The organism is Schaalia dentiphila ATCC 17982, assembly GCF_000154225.1.
GTDB classification, from domain to species: domain Bacteria; phylum Actinomycetota; class Actinomycetes; order Actinomycetales; family Actinomycetaceae; genus Pauljensenia; species Pauljensenia dentiphila.
The window spans coordinates 2,342,470-2,363,075 of record NZ_DS264586.1 but is presented as its reverse complement, the minus strand read 5'-3'; the positions used below and the strand labels follow the sequence as shown (position 1 = coordinate 2,363,075).

Here is a 20,606-nt window from a genome sequence, read left to right as displayed (position 1 = left end):
CCACGCTCCACCAGGTGGGTTAACGTGCGCGACAAAGTGTGTCGATTCGCCACGCACTGGGCCTCACGGATATGGGAGCTACGTCCATGCTCGCCGAGATTGAAGGACCTGCCGCTCGTGTCGTACAGCTGCGTAGCGGGCGAAAAGCGGTGCACCGCTGGTGCTACGACGCCCTGCGCGTCCCACCGACCCCAGCAACTGACCCCGCAACGCAAAGCGTTGACAAAAGGAAGTGGCTCTACGGTCAAGGTTGTGACAAGCCTTGATAATGGGAGGAAATGGCGCGTTGACGCCGGTCGCACGTTAGAATTATTGCGCTGACCACACCACGTTCAACGGAGGGAATAAGGTGGATCTCTACGAGTACCAGGCCCGGCAGATGTTCAAGGAGCACGGCGTGCCCGTGCTCGACTATCGCCTGGCGTCAACCCCCGAAGAGGCGCGCGAGGGTGCGCGCGAGCTCCTGGCGGACGGTGCGTTGCTGCTGGTCGTCAAGGCGCAGGTGAAGACCGGCGGCCGCGGCAAGGCCGGCGGCGTCAAGCTCGCCCACACCGCCGACGAGGCCTATGAGAAGGCTGAGGCGATCCTCGGCCTCGATATCAAGGGCCACATTGTCAAGAAGGTCATGATCGCGTCCGGCGCGGACATTGCCGCCGAATACTACTTCTCGATCCTGCTGGACCGCTCGAACCGCCGCCACCTGGCGATGTGCTCGCGCGAAGGTGGCATGGACATTGAGACCCTCGCCAAGGAGCGCCCCGAGGCTCTCGCGCGCGTCCCCCTCGATCCCACCGTTGGTATCGACGCCGAGGTCGCCCGCCACATCGCCAAGGAAGCGGGCTTCGACGAGGAAACGGCCGAGGCCATCGCCCCCGTCCTCGAAACCCTGTGGACCGTCTACCGTGATGAGGACGCGACCCTGGTCGAGGTCAACCCGCTGGTCTCCAGCCCCGACGGCTCCGTGTGGGCGGTTGACGGCAAGGTCACCCTCGACGACAACGCCCGCTTCCGTCACCCCGGCCACGCCGAGCTGGTGGACGTGGCCGCGCAGGATCCGCGCGAGGCCGCCGCGAAGGCAGCCGGGCTCAACTACGTGCGCCTGGAGGGCCAGGTCGGCATCATCGGTAACGGCGCGGGCCTGGTCATGTCGACGCTCGACGTGGTCGCGATGGCCGGCGAGGAGTTCGGCGGCATGAAGCCCGCGAACTTCCTCGACATCGGCGGCGGCGCCTCTGCCGAGGTCATGGCGAAGGGCCTGGACATCATCCTCGGCGACGAGCAGGTGCGCTCCGTGTTCGTCAACGTCTTCGGTGGCATCACCGCCTGTGACCAGGTCGCCCGAGGCATCATCGGTGCGCTCGAGACGCTGGGCGACGCGGCCTCGAAGCCTCTCGTCGTGCGCCTTGACGGCAACAAGGTCGAGGAGGGCCGCGCGATTCTCGCCGAGGCTGCGCACCCGCTCGTCCACATGGAAGAAACAATGGACGGCGCGGCCCGGCGTGCAGCTGAGCTCGCAGCCCAGGCCTCGTCGAAGTAACGACCCGAGAATCGCAGGAGAACACCATGACTATCTTCGTCAACTCTGACACCCGGGTCATCGTCCAGGGCATGACTGGCGCCGAGGGCCGCAAGCACACCCAGCGCATGCTGAGTGCCGGCACGGCCATCGTGGGCGGCACGAACCCGCGCAAGGCCGGCACGACCGTCACCTTCGACGTGCAGGGCTACGGCCCGGGCGCCGACAAGGTGACCGACGGCCAGGTTGAGGTCCCCGTCTTCGGCACGGTTGCCGAGGCCCGCGAGGCCACCGGCGCGAACGCCTCCGTCATCTTCGTGCCCCCGGCCTTCGCGAAGGGAGCCGCCCTCGAGGCCATCGACGCGGGCATCGAAACGATCGTCCTCATCACCGAGGGCATCCCCGTGCAGGATTCCACGATCGTCGTCGAGCGCGCGCTCGCGGCGGGCGTGCGCCTGATCGGCCCGAATTGCCCCGGCATCATCTCGCCCGGGCAGGCGAACCTGGGTATCACTCCGGCGGACATCACGGGACCGGGACGCCTCGGCCTTGTCTCGAAGTCGGGCACGCTGACCTACCAGCTCATGTACGAGCTGCGCGATTTTGGCTTCACGACGTGCCTGGGTATCGGCGGCGACCCGGTCGTGGGCACCACCCACATCGACGCGCTGGCGGCTTTTGAGGCGGACCCCGACACGGACCTCGTCATCATGATTGGTGAGATCGGCGGTGACGCCGAGGAGCGCGCGGCCGCCTGGATCCAGGAGAATATGACGAAGCCCGTCGTCGCCTACATCGCGGGCTTCACGGCCCCCGAGGGCAAGACCATGGGGCACGCCGGTGCGATCGTATCCGGCTCGTCCGGCACCGCTGCCGCGAAGGCGGAGGCGCTCGAGGCCGTGGGCGTGCGCGTGGGGCGCACTCCTTCGCAGACAGCGCAGATCGCGCGCGAGATCCTCTCGCGCTAACGTCACAGCACAAATCGGCCCGGGGTCGGCGCGCAGCGTCGCGGCCCCGGGCCGATTCTGACACTATGGGCCTGTGAGCGAGCGCATCAGAGAAGTACCCAGTCCCCGGCGAACCACGACCACGTACGTGGCGGATCGAGCGACGATCCGTGTGGCTGTCCCGCAGGGGTGGGCGCGCGGTGTGCTCGCGGGAGTTGAGGCGGCCTTCGCGGGCTGGGGTCTGATCACGGTGTTCACGATGATCGCCTATCTGACGCTGCGATCGAACTCGTGGATGAATGACACGACGCCGCGCGACGCGCTCGGCCTGGGCGGGGACCTGTGGGCCGCCGTCATTGGCGGCACGTCGGTCGTGGGTGACGTGCACTATCGCGCGATCCCGACGCTGATGGGTGCTCTGCTGGTCGTGTTGGTGCGGATTCTGCTACGCACGACGGCGGGTTATCCGCGCAGTGCCGCGCTGTTTGCCGTGCCTGGCTTCCTGCTGACTTCGTGGCTCCTGGCGGGGGCTTCCGGTATTCATTCGCATTGGTGGACGGGCACGATCGGCGGCGTGTTGATCCCGCTGATCGGCTCGGTGTGGTTCGTCGCCTCGGGCTATTCGCGCGACCATGAGGCACCGTCGATGCAGCACTGGATTTCGGGTGGCCTGAAGCTGGGTGGCCTGTCTGTGGTGGTCCTCGCGGCCGCCTCATTCGTCGCCTCGGTCATTGCGCTCGTCGCGGGGTGGAGCCGTATGGCGGGCATTCTGGAGCTCCTGGGTGCGTCATCGGCCGTGGATACGTCGTTCATCGTCGGCGGGCAGGCGCTGTTTGCGCCGACGATCATGGCGTGGGTGGCCTCCTGGTGGTCGGGCGCAGGCTTCTTGACGGCGACGGATTCGTTGCATTCGCCGATGGTTGTCGGCTCCGGGCCGATCCCGCCGATTCCGCTGTTGGGTGCCGTCCCACAGACCGCTCCCGGTATGTGGGTGCTCCTCGCGCCGATCGCGCTGGGTATCGGCCTCGGTTTCGTCGCGGCTCGTTGGTTCCGTCGTGAGCACCTGCTGCACCAGACCGCTCAGGGGGTCCTGGCCTCGTTGATCACCGCGTCGGTGACGGCCCTGTGGATGTGGAGCGCGACGATGAGCATGGGCTCCGTGCGCCTCGCATTGATGGGCCCGCGCGTGGGGTGGGCGACGCTCGCCCTCGTGCTCGAGATCGCCCTGCCCGCGCTGATCATCGCCCTGGCGACCCACCCGACGACCCGTGCCCTCCTCGGCGAGGGCGCCGGTCGCGTACGCAACGAGGGCGAGGCCCTGCGCCGCCGCGCCGCCGAGCGTGCATCCCGCGTGGGAGCCGCTGCCTCGACGATGGACGAGGCCTGGGCTGAGGCTTCCGATCCCGCTGAGGTGGGCGACACGGAAGCAAGCGCCGACGAGGCCGGGGCTGAGGATCTCGAAGCGGTGGCCGATGGGGGGAGAAGTGGACGAGAAGCCCGAGGAGACCAGCGAAACCGCCGCCGATGACGCTGCGGGCAGCGAAGCGGTCGAGGCCGAAGGTGACGCGGAAGACCCCGAGACGAAGGCGACGCGGCGCGAGGGCCTGAACTAGACTGGGAGACGCCGCGACTGGCGAGGGTGGATGACCACCGGGGAGCGGCCGCATTTCCCGCGAGGCGTCGCCCGCCTGGGCGCCTGGGTTTGGTCTCAACCTGGAGGAACTATGTCCGTCTCCCTGGACAACCTGGAACCCATCGACGTGCGCCCCATCAAGCGGGCACTGATCTCCGTGTATGACAAGACGGGCTTGGAGGACCTTGCTCGCGCCCTTGGCGAGGCCGGCGTGGAGATCGTCTCCACCGGCTCCACGGCTGCCCGCATCGCGGCCGCTGGCGTGGCTGTGACCCCGGTCGACGACGTGACCGGTTTCCCCGAGGTGCTCGAGGGCCGAGTGAAGACCCTGCACCCCTTCATCCATTCCGGCATCCTGGCCGATCAGCGTAAGGCCGCGCACCGCGAGCAGATCGCGCAGCTCGGTATCCAGGCGTTTGACCTGGTCGTGTGCAACCTGTACCCCTTCCAGGACACGGTTGCGTCGGGCGCGTCCTTCGACGAGTGTGTCGAGCAGATTGACATCGGTGGCCCTTCCATGGTGCGAGCCGCCGCGAAGAATCATCCGTCGGTCGCGGTCGTGACCTCTCCGGAGCGTTACGCGGATGTGGCCGAGGCCGTGGCGGGGGAGGGCTTCACCCTCGAGCAGCGCCGCGTGCTGGCCGCCGAGGCCTTCGCCCATACGGCGACCTACGACCTAGCGATCGCCGGCTGGCTGGCTGACGAGCTGGACCTCGAGGACGTGCGCGAGACCCTCGACGATGCCGCCGAGACTCACCTGGACGCCTCCGACGCTGCGTTCCTGGAGTCGCTGGGCTACCAGACCGAGGAAGACTACGTGGTGAAGGCCCCCGAGGAGGAGGAGGGGCAGGCCTCGGGCATGCCCGTGTTCGTCGCCGACGCGTTCGAGCGCGTGGAGTCGCTGCGCTACGGCGAGAACCCGCACCAGGGTGCGGCCGTGTACCGTGAGATCGACGAGTCCTTCGAGGACGAGGAGGCCGACGACGAGGCGTTGGCCTCGGGCATTGCGAATGCGCGCCAGCTGCATGGCAAGGCCATGAGCTACAACAACTACACGGATGGTGACGCCGCCCTGCGCGCCGCCTACGATCATGAGCGCCCCTGCGTCGCGATCATCAAGCACGCGAACCCCTGCGGCATTGCGGTGGCTGACGACGTGGCCAAGGCGCACCGCCTCGCGCACGCCTGCGACCCCGTGTCGGCGTTCGGCGGTGTGATCGCCGTGAACCGCCCGGTGAGCGTGGAGCTGGCCCGCCAGATCGTCCCGATCTTCACCGAGGTTGTGCTGGCCCCCGATTACGAGGAGGGTGCGCTCAAGGTGCTGAGTGCGAAGAAGAACCTGCGCGTTCTGCAGGTTGAGCCCCCGGCTCGCGGCTCGTACGAGTTCAAGCAGATCAGCGGCGGCTTGCTGGTCCAGGAGCGCGACGATATTGACGCGCCCGGCGATTCCCCGGAGAACTGGACGCTTGCGGCAGGTGCTCCCGCCGACGAGGCGACGCTGGCGGACCTGGAGTTCGCGTGGCGCACGGTGCGCGCGGTGCGCTCGAACGCGATCCTGCTGGTCAAGGACGGCGCCTCGGTGGGTGTTGGCATGGGCCAGGTGAACCGCGTGGACTCCTGCAAGCTGGCGGTTGAGCGTGCGAACACGCTGGGCTCGCGCTCGACGGGTGACGCGGCGGCGTCCAACGTGGACAGCGCGGGCGGCGCTCGCGCCTCCGAGGTCGTGGGTGATGCTCCCGAGCAGCGTTCCATTGGCGCGGTCGCCGCGTCGGATGCGTTCTTCCCCTTCGCGGATGGCCTGCAGGTGCTCATCGATGCGGGCGTGAAGGCTGTCGTTCAGCCCGGCGGCTCGGTGCGTGACCAGGAGTCGATTGACGCGGCGAACGCTGCGGGCATCACGATGTACCTGACGGGCACGCGCCACTTCGCGCACTGATCATTCCCGCTCATGGGCACCAGGGGGCGAGCGCCGGTGTGGCGCTCGCCCCCTGAGATCTGCGCCCGTGTGCTTGACAGGGAGTGGTGGACAGCATATTGTTCAATTGTTGAATGAAAGGCTGTTAGCCCTGTTGAAAGGTGTCGTATGACCACCCTGACCGCTTCCCCCGTCGCCGCGCGTGAGAACCGCGTTCTCGCCGATCGCCTCGGTGGCACGATCGCCCGCGAGATCGCCCTGGTGGCGGCTGGCACGATCGCCATGATCGTCCTCGCCCGCATCTCGATCCCGCTGCCCTTCACGCCTGTGCCCGTCTCGCTCGGCACGCTGGGCGCCCTCTCGGTTGGCACGACCCTCGGCGCGCGCCGAGGCCTCGTCTCGGTCGCTGCGTACGCCCTCCTCGGCATTGCGGGCGTCCCGGTCTTCACCGGCACGAACGTCGGCTGGGCCTTCGCGTCCTTCGGCTACATCCTCGGCTACCTCCTCGTCGCCGCGATCGCCGGCGTGGCGGCCCAGCGCGGCGCCGACCGTCGCATTGCCACCATGGCGCCGACCGCCGTCGTGTCCCTGTTCTCCGTGTACATCCTTGGCCTGGCCTGGATGATCCCCTTCGCGCACATGACCCTCGAACAGGGTCTGATGAAGGGCTTCGTGCCCTTCATCATCGGCGACCTGGTCAAGGCCGCCGTGGCCACCGGCGCCTTCCCGGTGCTGCGCTCCATCTTCCGCTGAGCCGCGCGCTCGAGCGCAACGTGAGTCGGCCTCGTCCCCACCCGGGGGCGGGGCCGTCGCCGTATCCGGCGTCCGCAGTGGTGACATGCGTAATGGAGCACGACGGGGCGGGGCGCGCGCGGGTACCATTGGCAGGGTGAACGCTTCTGACATGCATCCCGTCCTCGTCGTCGACTTCGGCGCTCAGTACGCCCAGCTGATCGCGCGCCGCGTACGTGAGGCTAACGTCTACTCCGAGATCGTCCCCCACACTATGAGCGTGGCGGACATGCTCGCCAAGGAGCCCGCCGCCATCATCCTGTCCGGCGGCCCGTCCTCCGTGTACGAGGAGGGTGCTCCCTCCGTCGATCCCGCGATCTTCGAGGCCGGCGTGCCCGTGCTGGGCATCTGCTATGGCTTCCAGACCATGGCACACGCCCTGGGTGGCACCGTCGGTCGCACGGGCACCCGCGAGTACGGGCACACCGAGGCTTCTGTCTCCGGTGACTCCTGCCTGTTCGGGGGCACCCCCGACGACCAGATCGTGTGGATGAGCCACGGCGATGCCGTCCAGGGTGCGCCCGAGGGCTTCACCGTTACCGCCTCCACCACCGAGACCCCAGTTGCGGCCTTCGAGTCGCGTGAGCGTCGCCTCTACGGCCTGCAGTGGCACCCCGAGGTGGGGCACTCCCAGTTCGGCCAGGACGCACTGAAGAACTTCCTCTACGAGGGGGCCGGCCTGGAGCCGACGTGGACCGCCGGTTCCATCGTGGACGAGCAGGTTGCGAAGATCCGCGAGCAGGTCGGCGATGCGCAGGTCATTTGCGCACTATCCGGGGGCGTGGACTCCTCCGTCGCGGCGGCGCTCGTGCACAAGGCTGTCGGCGACCAGCTGACCTGTTTCTTCATCGATCACGGCCTGCTGCGCGCGGGCGAGCGCGAGCAGGTCGAGAACGACTACGCGCGCGGCATGGGCATCCGCGTCATCACGTGCGACGAGTCCGAACGCTTCCTGTCCGCCCTGGCTGGCGTCACCGAGCCCGAGGCGAAGCGCAAGATCATCGGCCGCGAGTTCATCCGCTCCTTCGAGGCCGCCCAGAAGCAGGTCATCGAGGAGGTGGGCGCCGCTGGTGGCGAGGTCAAGTTCCTCGTCCAGGGCACCCTGTACCCCGACGTCGTCGAGTCAGGCGGAGGCGAGGGTGCAGCCAATATCAAGAGTCACCACAACGTGGGCGGCCTGCCCGAGGACATGACCTTTGAGCTGGTTGAACCCCTGCGCACTCTCTTCAAGGACGAGGTACGCGCGGTTGGCCGTGAACTGGGCCTGCCCAACTACCTGGTGAACCGTCAGCCGTTCCCGGGTCCCGGCCTCGGCATCCGTATCATCGGCGAGGTCACGCGCGAGCGCCTGGACATCCTGCGCGCCGCCGACCTGATCGCCCGCGAGGAGCTCACGGCGGCCGGCCTGGATCAGGAGATCTGGCAGTGCCCGGTCGTCCTGCTCGCCGACGTTCGTTCCGTGGGCGTCCAGGGTGACGGCCGCACCTACGGTCACCCGATCGTGCTGCGTCCCGTCTCCTCCGAGGATGCGATGACGGCCGACTGGACGCGCCTGCCCTACGACGTCCTGGCCCGTATCTCCACGCGCATCACCAACTCGGTGCCCGAGGTCAACCGCGTCGTCCTTGACGTGACCTCCAAGCCCCCGGCCACCATCGAGTGGGAGTGACTCTTATCCAGAGTTGAGTGTGCAGACTGATAGCCCGGCCTCGTCCCTGATTCGTGGGACGAGGCCGGGGTTTGTTTATCGAAAGTGCGACGAGTGTCAGATCTTCCGTGCTTTGGAGTGGCCAGTCGCTTGATCGGAGATCGAATTCTGGCCATAATTATGGCTAGTGATGAAAGGGGTAGTATGTCGACACTGACTATGGGGCTCGCCGAGGCGAAGAATAACTTTTCGCGGGTGACAGCAGAGGTGAACAGGACGGGGAAGCCTGTCACGATCCTCAAGAACAACAGGCCTTGGGTGGTCATTCAACCGGCGCAGCAGTCTGAGAGTGCTGTCGATGTTGCTGTTGACTTCATGGATGCCTACGCGGACGTGTTTGAAGAGCTCGCGAAGTGAACGCTTTCGCGTTTTCGCGGGACGATGTGTGTGCCATCCATTCGAAGGCGATTGCTCGCTTCGGTGGCTTGGATGGTGTGCGAGACGAGGGGACGATGTCCTCGTGAACTGGTCCTGTCGTTCAAGGAGGACAACACGTGGATCTACTGAAATACATGCGTTCACAAAACGCCATGACTCAGGACGAATGGGAGCGTACCTTCGAGGAAGATGCCAGGGAGATCCTCGTTTTGCTCGCCGGTGGCCAGGGAGCAAGTAAGAGGAACGGATTCTGGGAGGTCGAGCACTACTTCATCGCGTATGTGGACTGCCAGACCGGCGCACTGTACACGGGGGACGGCCGGATCGTCTATCCCGTCAGCAGTGAGGAGCATGATGCTGGAGGCATCCTCGACCGCTTCGGTCAAGAGACGATCTATCGCGTGAAGGCGCGCAAGAAAGTTCCCCACGAAGTTCCCGAGGGTGTTGCCGCCTCCGTGCAGAACCAGTTCCTGATTGTGGAGGTCCTCGAAGAGCGCCCCCCGTGCCTCGCGCTCGAAGAGGTTCTGGCCGAATACCGCAGACCGGTCGTGGTGGCCGATGAGGTGCTCGGAGAGCTCACCCTCGACAAGGACTATGACGTCTTCGAAGGCCATCTCCTGTGGCAGGGTGAGCAGATCGACGTGTCGCTTGAGGTCGATGCGGCAAGCGAGGACAGCTGGACCGCGGCCAGGCAAGCGATGAAGGCGATGCTGGCGGACCAGGATCGCTGGGACCGCGACATGCGAGCGAGCGCCGCGCGTGAGCTGACCGAGCTCGCGTCTGAGTGGCGCGAATCCGCCGACGAGGACGTCCCCGAGATCACCGAAGAGAGCTTCGCGTGGCGATTAGGTCTCACCAGTATCGCCATGGATCCGGACGCTTCATTTTCCGCCTACTTCGATGACGACGATATGTTCTTCGGCCACTGCGTCGTGGTGTGCGGATCCCTGACTGATGGGGTGGCCTCGGCGGAAATGGCGGGTTAGACGTCCTGAGAGCTGGCCGGAGCGGCGCTGTCCAGTCGACGCAGGAGTGCGTAGAGCCTGATCGAGGAGACCAGGTCGGCGACGGGGATGGCATGCCATCGCTTGTGCTGCTTCGCCGTTTCAGGGGAGATTAGTTGCTCGTTGCGCGCCCGAACGATTGCCGCGAACCCGTGGGATGAGGTGACGATCATGATGATGTAGCTCCCCAGGAGTAGGGGAGGGAGGAAGAGCACGTGAGGGGCGGGGCCGCCTGGAGCGAACAGATATTGTCCCAGGAAGAGAAGCAACAAGCACGTGATAAGGAAGAAGGGGAGGAAGCTAAGTTTGATGAAGAGTCCCCAGAACGCCAGTTCGCGGGGCTTGCGCCTGTTGCGCGAGATATTGGTGAAGACGACAGTCGCCACGGCGAAAACAAGCATCGCGGGGAACCAGACGTCGATCCGGAGCATCGGGTAGGGACGATAGAAAACTACGGTAAAAGGCCCGCCCGCATAGGCTGTTGCGACGAAGCAGAACGTGGTGACGAGGGATGCGACTCGAGACATGGGTTTTCTCCATCGGACTTCGTTGACTTGTGGCGAGTATAACCTTGCTGTCGCGGAATGAGGCCTACCCTGCCAAGCAAGGTAGGCCTCGTGATGTGCTCCTGGTGTCGCCACCGAAACAGTCGTGTGTTCGGCTCAGTGTGCGGTAGCGGGACTACTTCTGGCCCTCCACGTCGGGCACGTACGCGAGGAACCCAGCCAAGACCTCGTCGTTGTGCTCGAAGAACGGCTTCCCCTTGTCGAGGGAATCGATCTGGGCCATGTCCTCGTCGGTCAGCGCGAAATCGAACAGGTCGATGTTCTGAGCGATGTGCGACGGCGTCTTCGATCCCGGAATGACGATGTGTCCCTGCTGAATATGCCAGCGCAGCAGTACCTGGGCGGGGGACTTACTGTGCTCCTCGGCGAGGCCCTGGACGATGGGCTCGCTCATGATCGAGTCGTTGCCGCGCCCGCCGAGCGGGTACCACGCCTGCAGCGTGATGTTGTGATCCTTGAGGAGCGCCTTGAGCTCGGTCTGCGGGAAGTAGGGGTGGCACTCGACCTGGTTGATCGTGGGGACAACCTCGCACTCGTCCAGGATGCGCTGCGTCTGGGCGACGTCGAAGTTCGACAGGCCGATTGCGCGAATCTTGCCTTCCTTATGCGCCTTCTCGAGGATGCGGTACCCCGCGACGGTGTCTCCGGCGGGCTGGTGCAGGATCATCAGGTCGATGTAGTCCGTGCCCAGACGCTCGAGCGTCTCCTCGACGGCGCTGGCACGTTCGAAGAACGACGGCCAGAGCTTCGTCTCGAGGAAGATCTCATCGCGCGCTTTCGAGGACGCGCGCATTCCGCGCCCGACGGCGCGCTCGTTCACGTAGACGTTCGCTGTGTCGATCAGCGTGTAGTCGTTGTCGAGTGCGTAGGTGACCGCCGACTGGGCATCATCGGGCTCGAGCAGGTAGGTGCCGAGGCCGACCTGGGGGATTGTGATGCCGTTGTTCAGGGTGATGTGGTCCATGTGAACTCCTTCGTTCTCATCAGAGGCGTGCGCTGGAACGGCAATGCGGTAGCCGAACTGCGCGGACTCCTCGGACTGTCAGCCTATAGTCATCCCGGGAAGGTATGCCTGGCGGCGGTCGCGTCTAGGCGTGTGACATGCGACGAGTTGGCGTCGGGAGTGGTGTGATCCCTAGTTTCCTCTGTTGACACAGGGCTGCGCCACCCTATACTGAACACTATTCATTATGGATTGTTACAGGTAGCAAGACATCAGGAAATCATGCGCAAGCAAGTGATCGACCCGGAGAAGCTGGTCAGCCAGGCCTACGCCATCGCCTCGCGCGACGGCATCTCCGCGCTCTCCGTGCGCAAGGTCGCCGCCGCGTGCGGCATCGCCGTCGGCTCGGTCTATGGCTACTTCCCGACCAAGGCGGACCTGACGGCCGCCGTGCTCACCCGTTTCTTCGAAGAGAACCTCTCCGGCGAGCTGTGCGCTGTGCGCCCCGGCGAACGCTTCACCTCCTATGTGAGGCGATTTCGCGAGACCCTGTGCGCCGTGCGCTCCGACATGAGTGTCGATTGGTTCGCCGAGATGCGCCGCCTCCCCAGCGCAGAACAGGAAGCTCTCGAGGCCGTGCGTGCCCCCATGCTCGCCCACATCGAGTGCGGGCTCGCGCGTGTCCTCAACGCGGACGAGGCCGTGGTTCGCTCCCGGCTCGTCGGCCCCATGAGCGCTGAGGCCCTGTGTCGCTACGTGCTGCGCAGTATCTTTGCCTCTCTCATGGACGGCGGCGAGTGCGAGACGCTGTTCGCCCTCCTCGATGCCTCCCTGTACGACGACCCCGCAGACGAAAAGGACGCTAAGAAATGAGTCGATTCCGCATCAAGAAGCAGGCCCTGATCGCCGTCGCCGGCATCGTCTGGCTGCTCGCCGGCCTGAACGTTGCGATCCTCGGTGTGCGCGCGGCCATCGACCTGCGCGGCCTCGCCGCAATTGTCCTCCTCGCACTCGCGGGCGGTGCCGTCGCTATCTTCTGCGCCTTCCATCCCATGTTCAGCAAGCTCGTTCAGAAGAACACCCAGCGCATCGCCGACCTGGAGGGGGAGCGCCACCACGTCGTCCGCTTCTTTGATCGCAAGAGCTACATGATGATGGCGATCATGATGTCGTTTGGTATCGGAATGCGCGCCGCGGGCGTCTTCCCCGACTGGTTTATCGCATTCTTCTACACGGGCCTCGGTCTCGCCCTGAGCCTTGCCGGTGCCAGCTACATCGCGCGCGGCGTGCGGGGGCGTGCCTGGGTGTTCCACGGGGTCGACTGAGCGTTTCGCGCACTCTCAACGCAGGCCTCGTCAATTGACGAGGCTTTCGTGCACCCGTGCGCGACAGTGTGAGTGATCATGCGGGGCCAGCGGGGACAACCTGCCGACAGTGAGCGTGAATCCCGGTGCTAGGGTTGTGTCGTTTCATAGTGTGCGTGAACTGGGAAGGCGCATGGATTTCTACACCCTCGACTACATCGTCTCCCACCAGAATGCCGATTCCACGCGGCGCGTCGTCGCAATCATTATCCTGCTCCTGGTTGCGCTTGTCTTCAGCGTCCTCTACCTGCGCGACAAGGCGCGAACCCGATGGCGGGATGCCGGGGTCGGCCTCCTCGTGCTTTCCCTCGTGCTGTTGGGTATTCAGACTGAGCAGTACCTCCAGGTGAGCAACCAACTGTCCCAGTCCCAGCGTCTCGTGCACTTCGTGGAGGGCCTCGCCACGGACCACGGGGGTGTCAACCAGCGAGGTTCTGGTGAACTCGACCTCCCTGCAAGACGGCATCATCGTGCGTTTCAACGAGGAGGACTACCTCGTCCACCTGGGCGACGACAACAACTCCTACACGCTTGAACGCACCCACATCATCGACCACAACGTTTACGTCAATGGGGAGCACTGACATGGACTTCTACACGCTGACCGCGATCAAGTTCGCGCTGGGTATCCTCATGATGATCTTCCAGATCAACATCCTGGGAAAGCGTGACTTCTCGGTGAACACTCCGCTCAACCAGGTGCAGAACTACGTGCTGGGCGGCATCATCGGCGGCGTCATCTACAACTCGTCGATTTCCGTCCTGCAGTTCCTGCTCATCATCCTGATGTGGTCGCTCGTCGTCATCGTGACGAAGATTCTTATTGACACCAGCAGGACCTTCAAGAGCCTCACCGCCTCCCAGCCCGAGCTGATTGTCCGCGACGGCAAGGTGGACATCGCCCGTTGCGCGAAGGTCGGCTTGACCGCCCAGGGACTCAGTCGAAGCCTGCGCGAGCAGGGGATTACCAGCCTCGAGGATGTTGAGGCTGCGGTCATGGAGACGAACGGTTCCCTGACGATCCGGGAGCGCAACTCCGAGCATAAGCGTGCACTCCTGCCGCTCGTCAGCGATGGCACCTCGTGCCCGACGGCCTGACCCTGGCCGGTAAGGACAAGGCGTGGGTGAAGGAGCAGCTGAAGGAGCAGGGGTACTCCTCGGTCAAGCAGGTGTTCCTCGCCGAGCTGGTCGATGGAAGCCTCGAAGTCGTTCCCTTCGCCACCTCGGCCAAAGCCGCCAAGCGTGGGGCGCCGCAGCCAACAGACCCGAAGGCGCTCGATGGGGCGACGGATCGCTGAGACTCAGCGGCGTCCCCGCGTCAACGAGTCCTACACTGCAACATGAGCGTGGAGTGCGGGAACGTACAGGGGGGATGGTTCGCATGCCCGCAGGAGACTGTGACGGCATAGACGCGTACGAGGCCACACGGGCCTGGCGGGCGCTGGCTGGCTTGTGCCTCGGAACGTTCGTGTGCTTCACCAACACGACCGCGTTCAACATCGCCCTCCCCGCGATCTCGGTCTCGCTGGGCGCCGGCCAGGTCGAGCAGCAGTGGATGGTGTCGGCCTACAACCTGGTCTTCGGCGCGTTCATGCTTCTCGCGGGTTCCCTGGGCGACAGGTGGGGCGTCAAGAGGACGCTCCTGGTCGGTGCTGGCGCTTTTGCGGCTGCCTCTGCTGCGGGTATCCTCGCGACGAGTGCCGCGACCACTATCGTCGCGCGAGGAGTCATGGGCTTCGGCGCGGGCTTCTCCATCACGATGACTCTCGCGCTCATCACACGCCTGTTCGAATCCGACAGGCAAGTCCTCGCCCTCACGATGAATGCCGTCGCCATGACCCTCGGCGCCCCCTTCGGCCTGGTGATCGGGGGCCTGCTTGTCAACGTCGCCGACTGGAGAGCCATCTTCGCCTTCGACCTGGCGGCGTTCCTCATCGTCCTCCTCCTCGATGTCCTCCTCCTGCCGCCGGATCGGAGCCAGTCCCGTGGAACCACCGGTGCCCGTGCCCGGCTGCCCCTCCTGTCCGCGCTCCTCGCCCTCGCGGGACTCGCCCTGGTCTCGGCGGGACTCATCAACGCGCAGATTTCCGCCACTTCACCGGACTCGTGGGGCCTGATGGTGGCTGGCGCTGTGGTGATCGCGGTGTTCGTCCGCCGTGACACCCGGTCGTCGAACCCGCTGGCCGAACTCGGTCTGCTGCGCATCCCCTCCTTTGCCGCCGCCTCGTTGTCCCTGCTCGCACTCAACGTCGCGATTTCGGGCATCATGTTCGTGCTGCCCGCCTACGTGGAGACGGCGCTGGGGAACAACGCGCTGGTGGGGGCGCTCATGCTCATGCCCATGGTGGGCGCCGCCATGGTGGGGGCCGCCGTTACCAGGAGAGTCGCGGAGCAGCTGGGCAAAAGGCGCGCCTGCGTGGCGAGCCTCGTCCTCATTGCTCTTGGTCTGGCGGTTATGGGGGTCTCGACGGCGGTCGTGGGATATCCACTCATGGTCGTGGGGCAGTGCGCCTGCGGGCTGGGCATGGCGATGGGACTGCCCGTCATGCAGGGATGGGGAATGGAACGCGTTCTCCAGCAGCAACGAGGCGGTGGATCCGCCCTGATCTCCACCTTCCAACAGCTCGGCTGCCTCATCGGAATCGGTGCCATCGGATCGCTTGTCGGCTCAACCTACGCAGCGTCGTGCCGGGGAACCGCCGCCGAGGGCTTCCGCTCCGTAGCGCTCGCCTTCGAGGCTGCCGACGCGCAAGGGGCGCCGCAGGCGGAGGCGGTGCGCGCCGCAGCAAGCAGCGCCTACGCTCATGCGGTCCTGGTGGCGTTCTGCGTGGCTGCCGTGGCACTCCTGCTGAGCGCCGCGCTCACCGCATTCGGATCGAGAGCCGGGGCAGGGGAGCGGTGAGAGGGCGAGCCGGGAATCCGAGGGAGGAACACATGGGCGGTCGGTCCTCTGAACAGAAGAGAAGGTATCGACTGGCCCAAGGGGTGCTCGTCGCAGCTGTTCTGGTGTACGCGGCCGTTCGGATTGGCTTCCTGTATTTCAGCCTCCAGATGGCGTCGGCGGCCTCCTTGCGCCAAGCCGTCGACCAGTACAGCGGTCTGCTCGCGGCCATGGACGAATTGCTCGTGCTCTCAGCCGTCCTGGGCGGGTGGGCCTTCTACAACGCGCTTCGATCGCGCCTCCGCAGTGGGAGGGCGCTAACCGGGCTCGCGGTGGCGAGCTTCGCGCTGATGATGATCGCATGGGTGGTGGTCGTGCTCGGGACCGGCAGGCTCGTCTATCCCGTCAATGGGCTGCCCGTCATCGCCGACGACGGCCTCCAGGCGGCTGTGGCCGAGATATACGGGGCGTGGCACCTGTGCGACATCATGCTCGGGGTGTTCATGATCTCCTGGGCCGGATCGTCCTGGCGCCCCCTGTGGAAGTACAGCGGGGCGGTCATTGGGCTGGCGCAGATCCTCAGCACCTACTTCGGGCAACCAGTGAAGCCGATCCCCATGCTCATAGCGATCGCACTATCGACGGCATGGTTGCTGATGCGCGGCGTTTCCAGCGTCACCGGCCTCGAAAGCGAAGCCGTCCAAGAGGCTGAATGAGCCGATCACAGCGTTCCCGTGGGGAGTGTTCCTCTTTCCCCCTGGACCTCCGCACGCCCCGTCGGTCGCCCCCGCCCTAGAATGGGAGGAGTCAGGAACTCCTTTGCCTAGGACATGAAGGAGGCCGTGTCGTGGCGCGACCGACGAGCAAGAACGAGCTGATCGCCGCATCCGCATGCGGGTACGGGAAGCTCACGGAGTTTGCTGCCTCCATGACCGAAGACGAGCTGGTGGCCCCCTTCGATTTCTCCGCCGACAAGGGCCGGAAGGAGGCGCACTGGAGCCGGGACAAGAACCTGCGCGACGTCCTGGCTCACCTCCACGAGTGGCACCGGCTCCTCCTGGACTGGGTGGGTGCCAACGAGGTCGGGGAGAAGCGGCCATTCCTGCCCGAACCCTACACGTGGCGGACCTACGGCGACATGAACGTCGCCCTGTGGCGCAAGCATCAGGACACGCCCCTGGAACAGGCCCGCGACCTGCTGGATTAGTCCCACAGTGCGGTCATAGCCCTGGCGGAGAGGTTCTCCGACGAGGACCTGTTCGACAGGGGACGATTCGACTGGACGGGGACCACGACGCTCGGCTCCTACTTCGTGAGCGCCACGAGTTCCCACTACGACTGGGCGCTCAAGAAGCTCCGCGCCCACCGAAGGGCGTGCGCGAGGCGCGACTAGCCGAGGGCCGCGGTGCATGCCGCGCCAGCGCGCGGCACAAGAGTCCGAGCGGCTCGCCGGCCCCCGTGACTCACGCCCCGGCCTCGCCGTAGCGGCGACGCAACTCCGCGCGCAGGTCCCTGAAGTATCGGGCCTGGTACGAGCGTAGGAACAGCCTGGCAACCCATCGGGGGACGAACCTGCCCCGCACAACCACGTCCTCCGTGAAACGCGCGAGGCAGCCGGAAGCCGTTGACGTGAAAACGCCTTGCCAGGACCCCTTCAGGGACTCCCCGTTGATGGTGAACTCCCACACCCGTTCCTCCTCTCGGCGCACGGTCGTGAAACGAATGGGCGTGGCGCCATTGGGATACTCCACGAAGTCGTGCTCGCCGACCCTCTCGCATCTCTCCAGGTCCGAACGCCACCGCCACTGATCGACATTGGTGACAACACGCCACACCTGGGAGACCGACCAGGGCAGGTCGGCCTCGTGCACGACGCGGACTCTCGTCATCGTCTCTCACTATCCCTTCCATATCGGATTCGAGGCCTTGTGGAGCGGCGCTGCCCCGCCCGGCTTCTTGCCGTCAGCCCCTGAGGACGCACAGCTCCCTGAAGCGGTCGTCAAGGTCGGCGATTCCCTCCAGCGTGTGGGCCAGGGCCTCGTTGTCCCCCGCGAGGTTGTCCAGGTGTGCTTGCCCAAACAGGGAGGCGATCCGCTCCTTGAGCTGCGCGCGCTCCGGGTCGTGGTCGGCGAGGAAACGGGCAGCGTAGATGCTCCTCGCTGCGGCCAAGCGGAAACTGAAGTACTGGTGCATCTGCTTTTGCTGCGAGCTCATTCCGTTGCTGCCGATGGCCCTGGCGTAGGCATGGATGACGCCCTGCTCGCCGGCCTCGTAACGCTTCCTCATGATCGAGGACACCTCCCGGTAGACCTCCTCCTCCGTAGGTTCCCTTACCCGCGTGAAGGCGCCCCACATGGAGAACGACCCCCTCCTGTAGGAGATTGCCCGCGCCTCCCAGGCCTTCGCGAAGTCCTGGAACTCCATGCTCATGCAGGGGAATCCCGCTGGATCGTGCAGGCGCACCCGACCGTCGTCAAGGCCGAGGATGCAGACGAAGTGATCGACCCCGCCAAGCTCACGGTAGTTCGGGTTGTAGGTGAGCAGCCCCATGTCCAGGGGGCCCGCCACCACCGGGCCGCTCTGCAGCATGCGGGCGAGCCGATCGTGGGCCTCGGCGAGGTCGACCGCGGGTCCTTCGACGAAGAAGTCCTCCCACGTGAAGCCCAGCATGCGCAGGCAGTTACTGATGGACACGTCGGGCTCCCCGTTGTCGAAGAAAACGAGCGGATGCCGAGGGGCGTCTTTCATGATGCTCGCACCGTTGCCCATCACCATGAGCGCCTCCAGGTGCTCGGGACGCACATCGAACCCGTAAGAATCCAGTGCCATCGTCAGGGAGTTGGTGTAGCACAGCGACACGTCTCCGAAGTACATGCTCATGCGTTCTCCTCGCTATGTGCGCGTATCTGAATCAACCTGCGCGCGACGACTCTCAGGCCGGGACAGCGCAAGCCGCGCCTTTCGTCCCTCCTATGAGACTGCGTGCGCGGGGCAGGTGGGGGAGGGGCGGGCGGTGCTCACTGCCCTCCACCGACGATAACGGAGAGAAAAATTCCCGTCAACACAAGGAAAAATCCTTGCTGAGGCCGCCCCCGGCCGTCAACCATTCCGTGCGTCGAAAGCCGCCGATGTCACGATGTGAGGGTGCTCGCGCTGCTTGTCGCTTTCCTCACCCGAGGAGGTACTCGTACTCGCGCCGGATCAGGCCGTCTTCGACATCGAATACCTCAAACGATCTCCTCCCGGAGTTGTCGACCAGCAGGACGAGGACGCGGCGTCCGTCGGCTGCCTCGTGCGCCTCCTCCACTCGGAAGTGTGCATCGGATCCCGCGTAGGCGTCCCGGATGGTCTGCAGGTACTCGTCAACCCCGCGGATCGTCCTGTCTCGCTCGCCGTGCAGGTGCCACACCACGTCCGGGTGTAAGAAAGCCCTGTACGCCTCCCACTCCCGATTGTTCTCCGCGCGGAAGAAATGGATAAGCGTTTCCATCGCCTTCGAGGGTGCCTCTTGTCTGTTCACGCTCACGGCTCTCGCCTTGCTTCGGATGCCCTTGAGCCACGCGAGCCGCTCCTTGAGGCGGCCCTCGTTGCCCTCCTCGGTGGGCCTGTAGTACTCGGCGCTCGCGAGGGAGTTGGGCAGGCACCGCATGTCGGCGGCCACCTTGTCGGCCTCGTCGTGCGCCAGCCGGTAGCCTCGTCCGTATCCCAGGTCCTTCATGAGCCGGGTTGGTGCGTTGCGGATGGCCATCGGCACGGGTTCGGCGAGCGTGTGCAGCGCGTCCTTCTTCGCGTGCTCGTAGGCGACGTAGGAGCTGTTCGACTTGGGAGCCAGCGACAGGTAGATGACGGCCTGCGCCAAGTGAACCGAGCACTCGGGCATGCCGATGAACTGGGCGGCCTGGAAGGCGTTGATCGCCACGTTCAGGGCGTTCGTGTCCGCCAGGCCCACGTCCTCGGAAGCGAAACGCGTGATGCGCCGCGCGACGTATAGGGGGTCCTCGCCTCCCTCGAGCATGCGCGCCAGCCAGTACACGGCGGCGTCGGGGTCGGAGTTGCGCATCGACTTATGCAGCGCCGAGATGATGTTGTAGTGCTCCTCGCCGTCTTTGTCGTAGCGCAGGCTCTTGGTGGACGTCAGCTGCCGGACCGTTTCCGGGCCGACCGTCGTCACTCCGCCGTCCTCCACGCCGTTGAGGACGACCATCTCCAGGGTGGACAGGGCCACGCGCGCGTCGCCGTCGGCAAAGGTGGCGATTGCGCGCAGCAGCTTCTCCTCGATGCGCACCTCCCGACCGCCGAAGCCCCTCGGGTCCTTCAGGGCGCGGCGCATCAAGTCAACCAGGTCCTCCTCGGTCAGGCCGTGCAGGACGAACACCTTGCAGCGCGACAGGAGGGCGTTGTTGATCTCGAAGGACGGGTTCTCGGTGGTCGCGCCGATGAGGATGATTGATCCCTTCTCGACGAAGGGAAGGAAGGCGTCCTGCTGGGCCTTGTTGAAGCGGTGAATCTCGTCGACGAAGACGATCGTGCGCCTGCCCATGGACGCCTGCGCGTCGGCCTGCTTCATGACCTCGCGGATCTCCTTGATGCCGCTGGTCACCGCGGAAAAATCGATGAACGAGGCGTGGGTGTGGCGGGCGATCACGCGCGCCAGGGTGGTTTTGCCGACCCCGGGAGGCCCCCAGAAGATCATTGAGGGCGTGCGGTCGGCCTCGATCATGGAACGCAGGGCCTTGCCCGGCCCGATCTGGTGCGACTGGCCCACCACCTCGTCGAGGGAGGTGGGGCGCATCCGGTCGGCGAGAGGACGCGTGTCCTCGCCGGACTCCTCGAACAGTGAGTGCTGCTGGCTTCGCTTCATGGGTGCTCCCTCCTCGTGGCGTCGCTATTCCCGTTCCCAGGACCAGGGTACGGCCACGCACCCTCGTGTGCGTCGCGCTGATCGCGCCGCCTAGGTGT

21 protein-coding genes, 2 pseudogenes and 1 riboswitch are annotated in these 20,606 nt (G+C 65.5%); of the genes and pseudogenes, 18 read left to right on the top strand and 5 right to left on the bottom strand.

Annotated features, from left to right (window positions below):
* Positions 1–349 precede the first annotated feature (349 nt).
* The 9 genes from sucC (at position 350) to ACTODO_RS10120 (ending at position 9,875) form a co-directional block, all read left to right on the top strand.
* The gene (gene sucC / locus ACTODO_RS10155; protein ID WP_003793603.1) at positions 350–1,537 is read left to right on the top strand and encodes an ADP-forming succinate--CoA ligase subunit beta; all 1,188 of its coding nucleotides are present in this window, start codon (positions 350–352) and stop codon (positions 1,535–1,537) included.
* 26 nt (positions 1,538–1,563) lie between these two features.
* Entirely contained in the window at positions 1,564–2,484 is a 921-nt protein-coding gene (gene sucD / locus ACTODO_RS10150; RefSeq protein ID WP_003793601.1) for a succinate--CoA ligase subunit alpha, read from the top strand.
* A gap of 73 nt (positions 2,485–2,557) precedes the next feature.
* Positions 2,558–3,991 carry a cell division protein PerM gene (locus tag ACTODO_RS10145; RefSeq protein ID WP_244262566.1) on the top strand — a complete coding sequence of 478 codons (1,434 nt, stop codon included), beginning with the start codon at positions 2,558–2,560 and terminating at the stop codon, positions 3,989–3,991.
* Positions 3,936–4,076: a hypothetical protein gene (locus tag ACTODO_RS10910; RefSeq protein WP_165478150.1), complete on the top strand. Its 141-nt coding sequence runs from the start codon at positions 3,936–3,938 to the stop codon at positions 4,074–4,076. Before ACTODO_RS10145 ends, ACTODO_RS10910 begins: the two co-directional genes overlap by 56 nt.
* A 3-nt stretch (positions 4,077–4,079) precedes the next feature.
* Positions 4,080–4,164, top strand: a riboswitch (ZMP/ZTP riboswitch).
* A 23-nt stretch (positions 4,165–4,187) separates the two neighbouring features.
* Positions 4,188–6,032, top strand: a complete 1,845-nt coding sequence (gene purH / locus ACTODO_RS10140; protein WP_003793597.1) for a bifunctional phosphoribosylaminoimidazolecarboxamide formyltransferase/IMP cyclohydrolase — start codon at positions 4,188–4,190, stop codon at positions 6,030–6,032.
* A gap of 147 nt (positions 6,033–6,179) precedes the next feature.
* Entirely contained in the window at positions 6,180–6,764 is a 585-nt protein-coding gene (locus tag ACTODO_RS10135; RefSeq protein WP_003793595.1) for a biotin transporter BioY, read from the top strand.
* A gap of 151 nt (positions 6,765–6,915) precedes the next feature.
* Positions 6,916–8,472 carry a glutamine-hydrolyzing GMP synthase gene (guaA, locus tag ACTODO_RS10130; protein ID WP_003793593.1) on the top strand — a complete coding sequence of 519 codons (1,557 nt, stop codon included), beginning with the start codon at positions 6,916–6,918 and terminating at the stop codon, positions 8,470–8,472.
* Between the two features lie 183 nt (positions 8,473–8,655).
* The gene (locus tag ACTODO_RS10125; RefSeq protein ID WP_003793591.1) at positions 8,656–8,868 is read left to right on the top strand and encodes a type II toxin-antitoxin system Phd/YefM family antitoxin; all 213 of its coding nucleotides are present in this window, start codon (positions 8,656–8,658) and stop codon (positions 8,866–8,868) included.
* Positions 8,869–9,005: 137 nt separating this feature from the next.
* Positions 9,006–9,875 (top strand): DUF2262 domain-containing protein, encoded by an 870-nt coding sequence (locus ACTODO_RS10120; RefSeq protein WP_034512497.1) that lies wholly within the window; start codon positions 9,006–9,008, stop codon positions 9,873–9,875.
* Here the strand turns inward: ACTODO_RS10120 and ACTODO_RS10115 are convergent.
* Positions 9,872–10,420 carry a DUF6652 family protein gene (locus tag ACTODO_RS10115; protein ID WP_034512495.1) on the bottom strand — a complete coding sequence of 183 codons (549 nt, stop codon included), beginning with the start codon at positions 10,418–10,420 and terminating at the stop codon, positions 9,872–9,874. The genes ACTODO_RS10120 and ACTODO_RS10115 overlap by 4 nt on opposite strands.
* A 154-nt stretch (positions 10,421–10,574) precedes the next feature.
* A complete protein-coding gene (locus ACTODO_RS10110; protein ID WP_003793583.1) occupies positions 10,575–11,423 on the bottom strand; it encodes an aldo/keto reductase in 849 nt (282 codons plus the stop codon).
* Between the two features lie 261 nt (positions 11,424–11,684).
* Between ACTODO_RS10110 and ACTODO_RS10105 the strand changes: the two genes are divergently transcribed.
* The 9 genes and pseudogenes from ACTODO_RS10105 to ACTODO_RS10075 all read left to right on the top strand — a co-directional run bounded on the left by ACTODO_RS10105 (position 11,685) and on the right by ACTODO_RS10075 (position 17,040).
* Positions 11,685–12,275 carry a TetR/AcrR family transcriptional regulator gene (locus ACTODO_RS10105; protein ID WP_003793581.1) on the top strand — a complete coding sequence of 197 codons (591 nt, stop codon included), beginning with the start codon at positions 11,685–11,687 and terminating at the stop codon, positions 12,273–12,275.
* Positions 12,272–12,727, top strand: coding sequence for a hypothetical protein (locus ACTODO_RS10100; protein WP_003793578.1), 456 nt, complete (start codon positions 12,272–12,274; stop codon positions 12,725–12,727). Before ACTODO_RS10105 ends, ACTODO_RS10100 begins: the two co-directional genes overlap by 4 nt.
* Positions 12,728–12,899: 172 nt before the next feature.
* Positions 12,900–13,118 (top strand): annotated as a pseudogene (locus ACTODO_RS11025) (DUF3290 family protein); the annotation flags it as partial.
* A gap of 64 nt (positions 13,119–13,182) precedes the next feature.
* Entirely contained in the window at positions 13,183–13,350 is a 168-nt protein-coding gene (locus ACTODO_RS11020) for a DUF3290 family protein (RefSeq protein WP_003793574.1), read from the top strand.
* Positions 13,337–13,864 carry a DUF421 domain-containing protein gene (locus ACTODO_RS10090; protein WP_003793572.1) on the top strand — a complete coding sequence of 176 codons (528 nt, stop codon included), beginning with the start codon at positions 13,337–13,339 and terminating at the stop codon, positions 13,862–13,864. Before ACTODO_RS11020 ends, ACTODO_RS10090 begins: the two co-directional genes overlap by 14 nt.
* The gene (locus tag ACTODO_RS11015) at positions 13,849–14,064 is read left to right on the top strand and encodes a YetF domain-containing protein (RefSeq protein ID WP_003793570.1); all 216 of its coding nucleotides are present in this window, start codon (positions 13,849–13,851) and stop codon (positions 14,062–14,064) included. The genes ACTODO_RS10090 and ACTODO_RS11015 overlap by 16 nt, the downstream gene beginning before the upstream one ends.
* A gap of 83 nt (positions 14,065–14,147) precedes the next feature.
* A complete protein-coding gene (locus ACTODO_RS10085) occupies positions 14,148–15,668 on the top strand; it encodes an MFS transporter (RefSeq protein WP_244262565.1) in 1,521 nt (506 codons plus the stop codon).
* Between the two features lie 32 nt (positions 15,669–15,700).
* Positions 15,701–16,363: a hypothetical protein gene (locus ACTODO_RS10080; RefSeq protein WP_003793566.1), complete on the top strand. Its 663-nt coding sequence runs from the start codon at positions 15,701–15,703 to the stop codon at positions 16,361–16,363.
* 131 nt (positions 16,364–16,494) lie between these two features.
* Positions 16,495–17,040 (top strand): annotated as a pseudogene (locus tag ACTODO_RS10075) (ClbS/DfsB family four-helix bundle protein).
* A 70-nt stretch (positions 17,041–17,110) separates the two neighbouring features.
* On the opposite strand, the gene ACTODO_RS10070 reads toward ACTODO_RS10075, so the two are convergent.
* The 3 genes from ACTODO_RS10070 to ACTODO_RS10060 form a co-directional block, all read right to left on the bottom strand.
* Positions 17,111–17,536, bottom strand: coding sequence for an SRPBCC family protein (locus tag ACTODO_RS10070; protein WP_003793561.1), 426 nt, complete (start codon positions 17,534–17,536; stop codon positions 17,111–17,113).
* A gap of 73 nt (positions 17,537–17,609) precedes the next feature.
* Complete coding sequence (locus tag ACTODO_RS10065) at positions 17,610–18,527, bottom strand: cysteine peptidase family C39 domain-containing protein (RefSeq protein WP_003793559.1); 918 nt, start codon at positions 18,525–18,527, stop codon at positions 17,610–17,612.
* A 289-nt stretch (positions 18,528–18,816) separates the two neighbouring features.
* Positions 18,817–20,508, bottom strand: a complete 1,692-nt coding sequence (locus ACTODO_RS10060) for an AAA family ATPase (RefSeq protein ID WP_003793558.1) — start codon at positions 20,506–20,508, stop codon at positions 18,817–18,819.
* Positions 20,509–20,606: the final 98 nt, after the last annotated feature.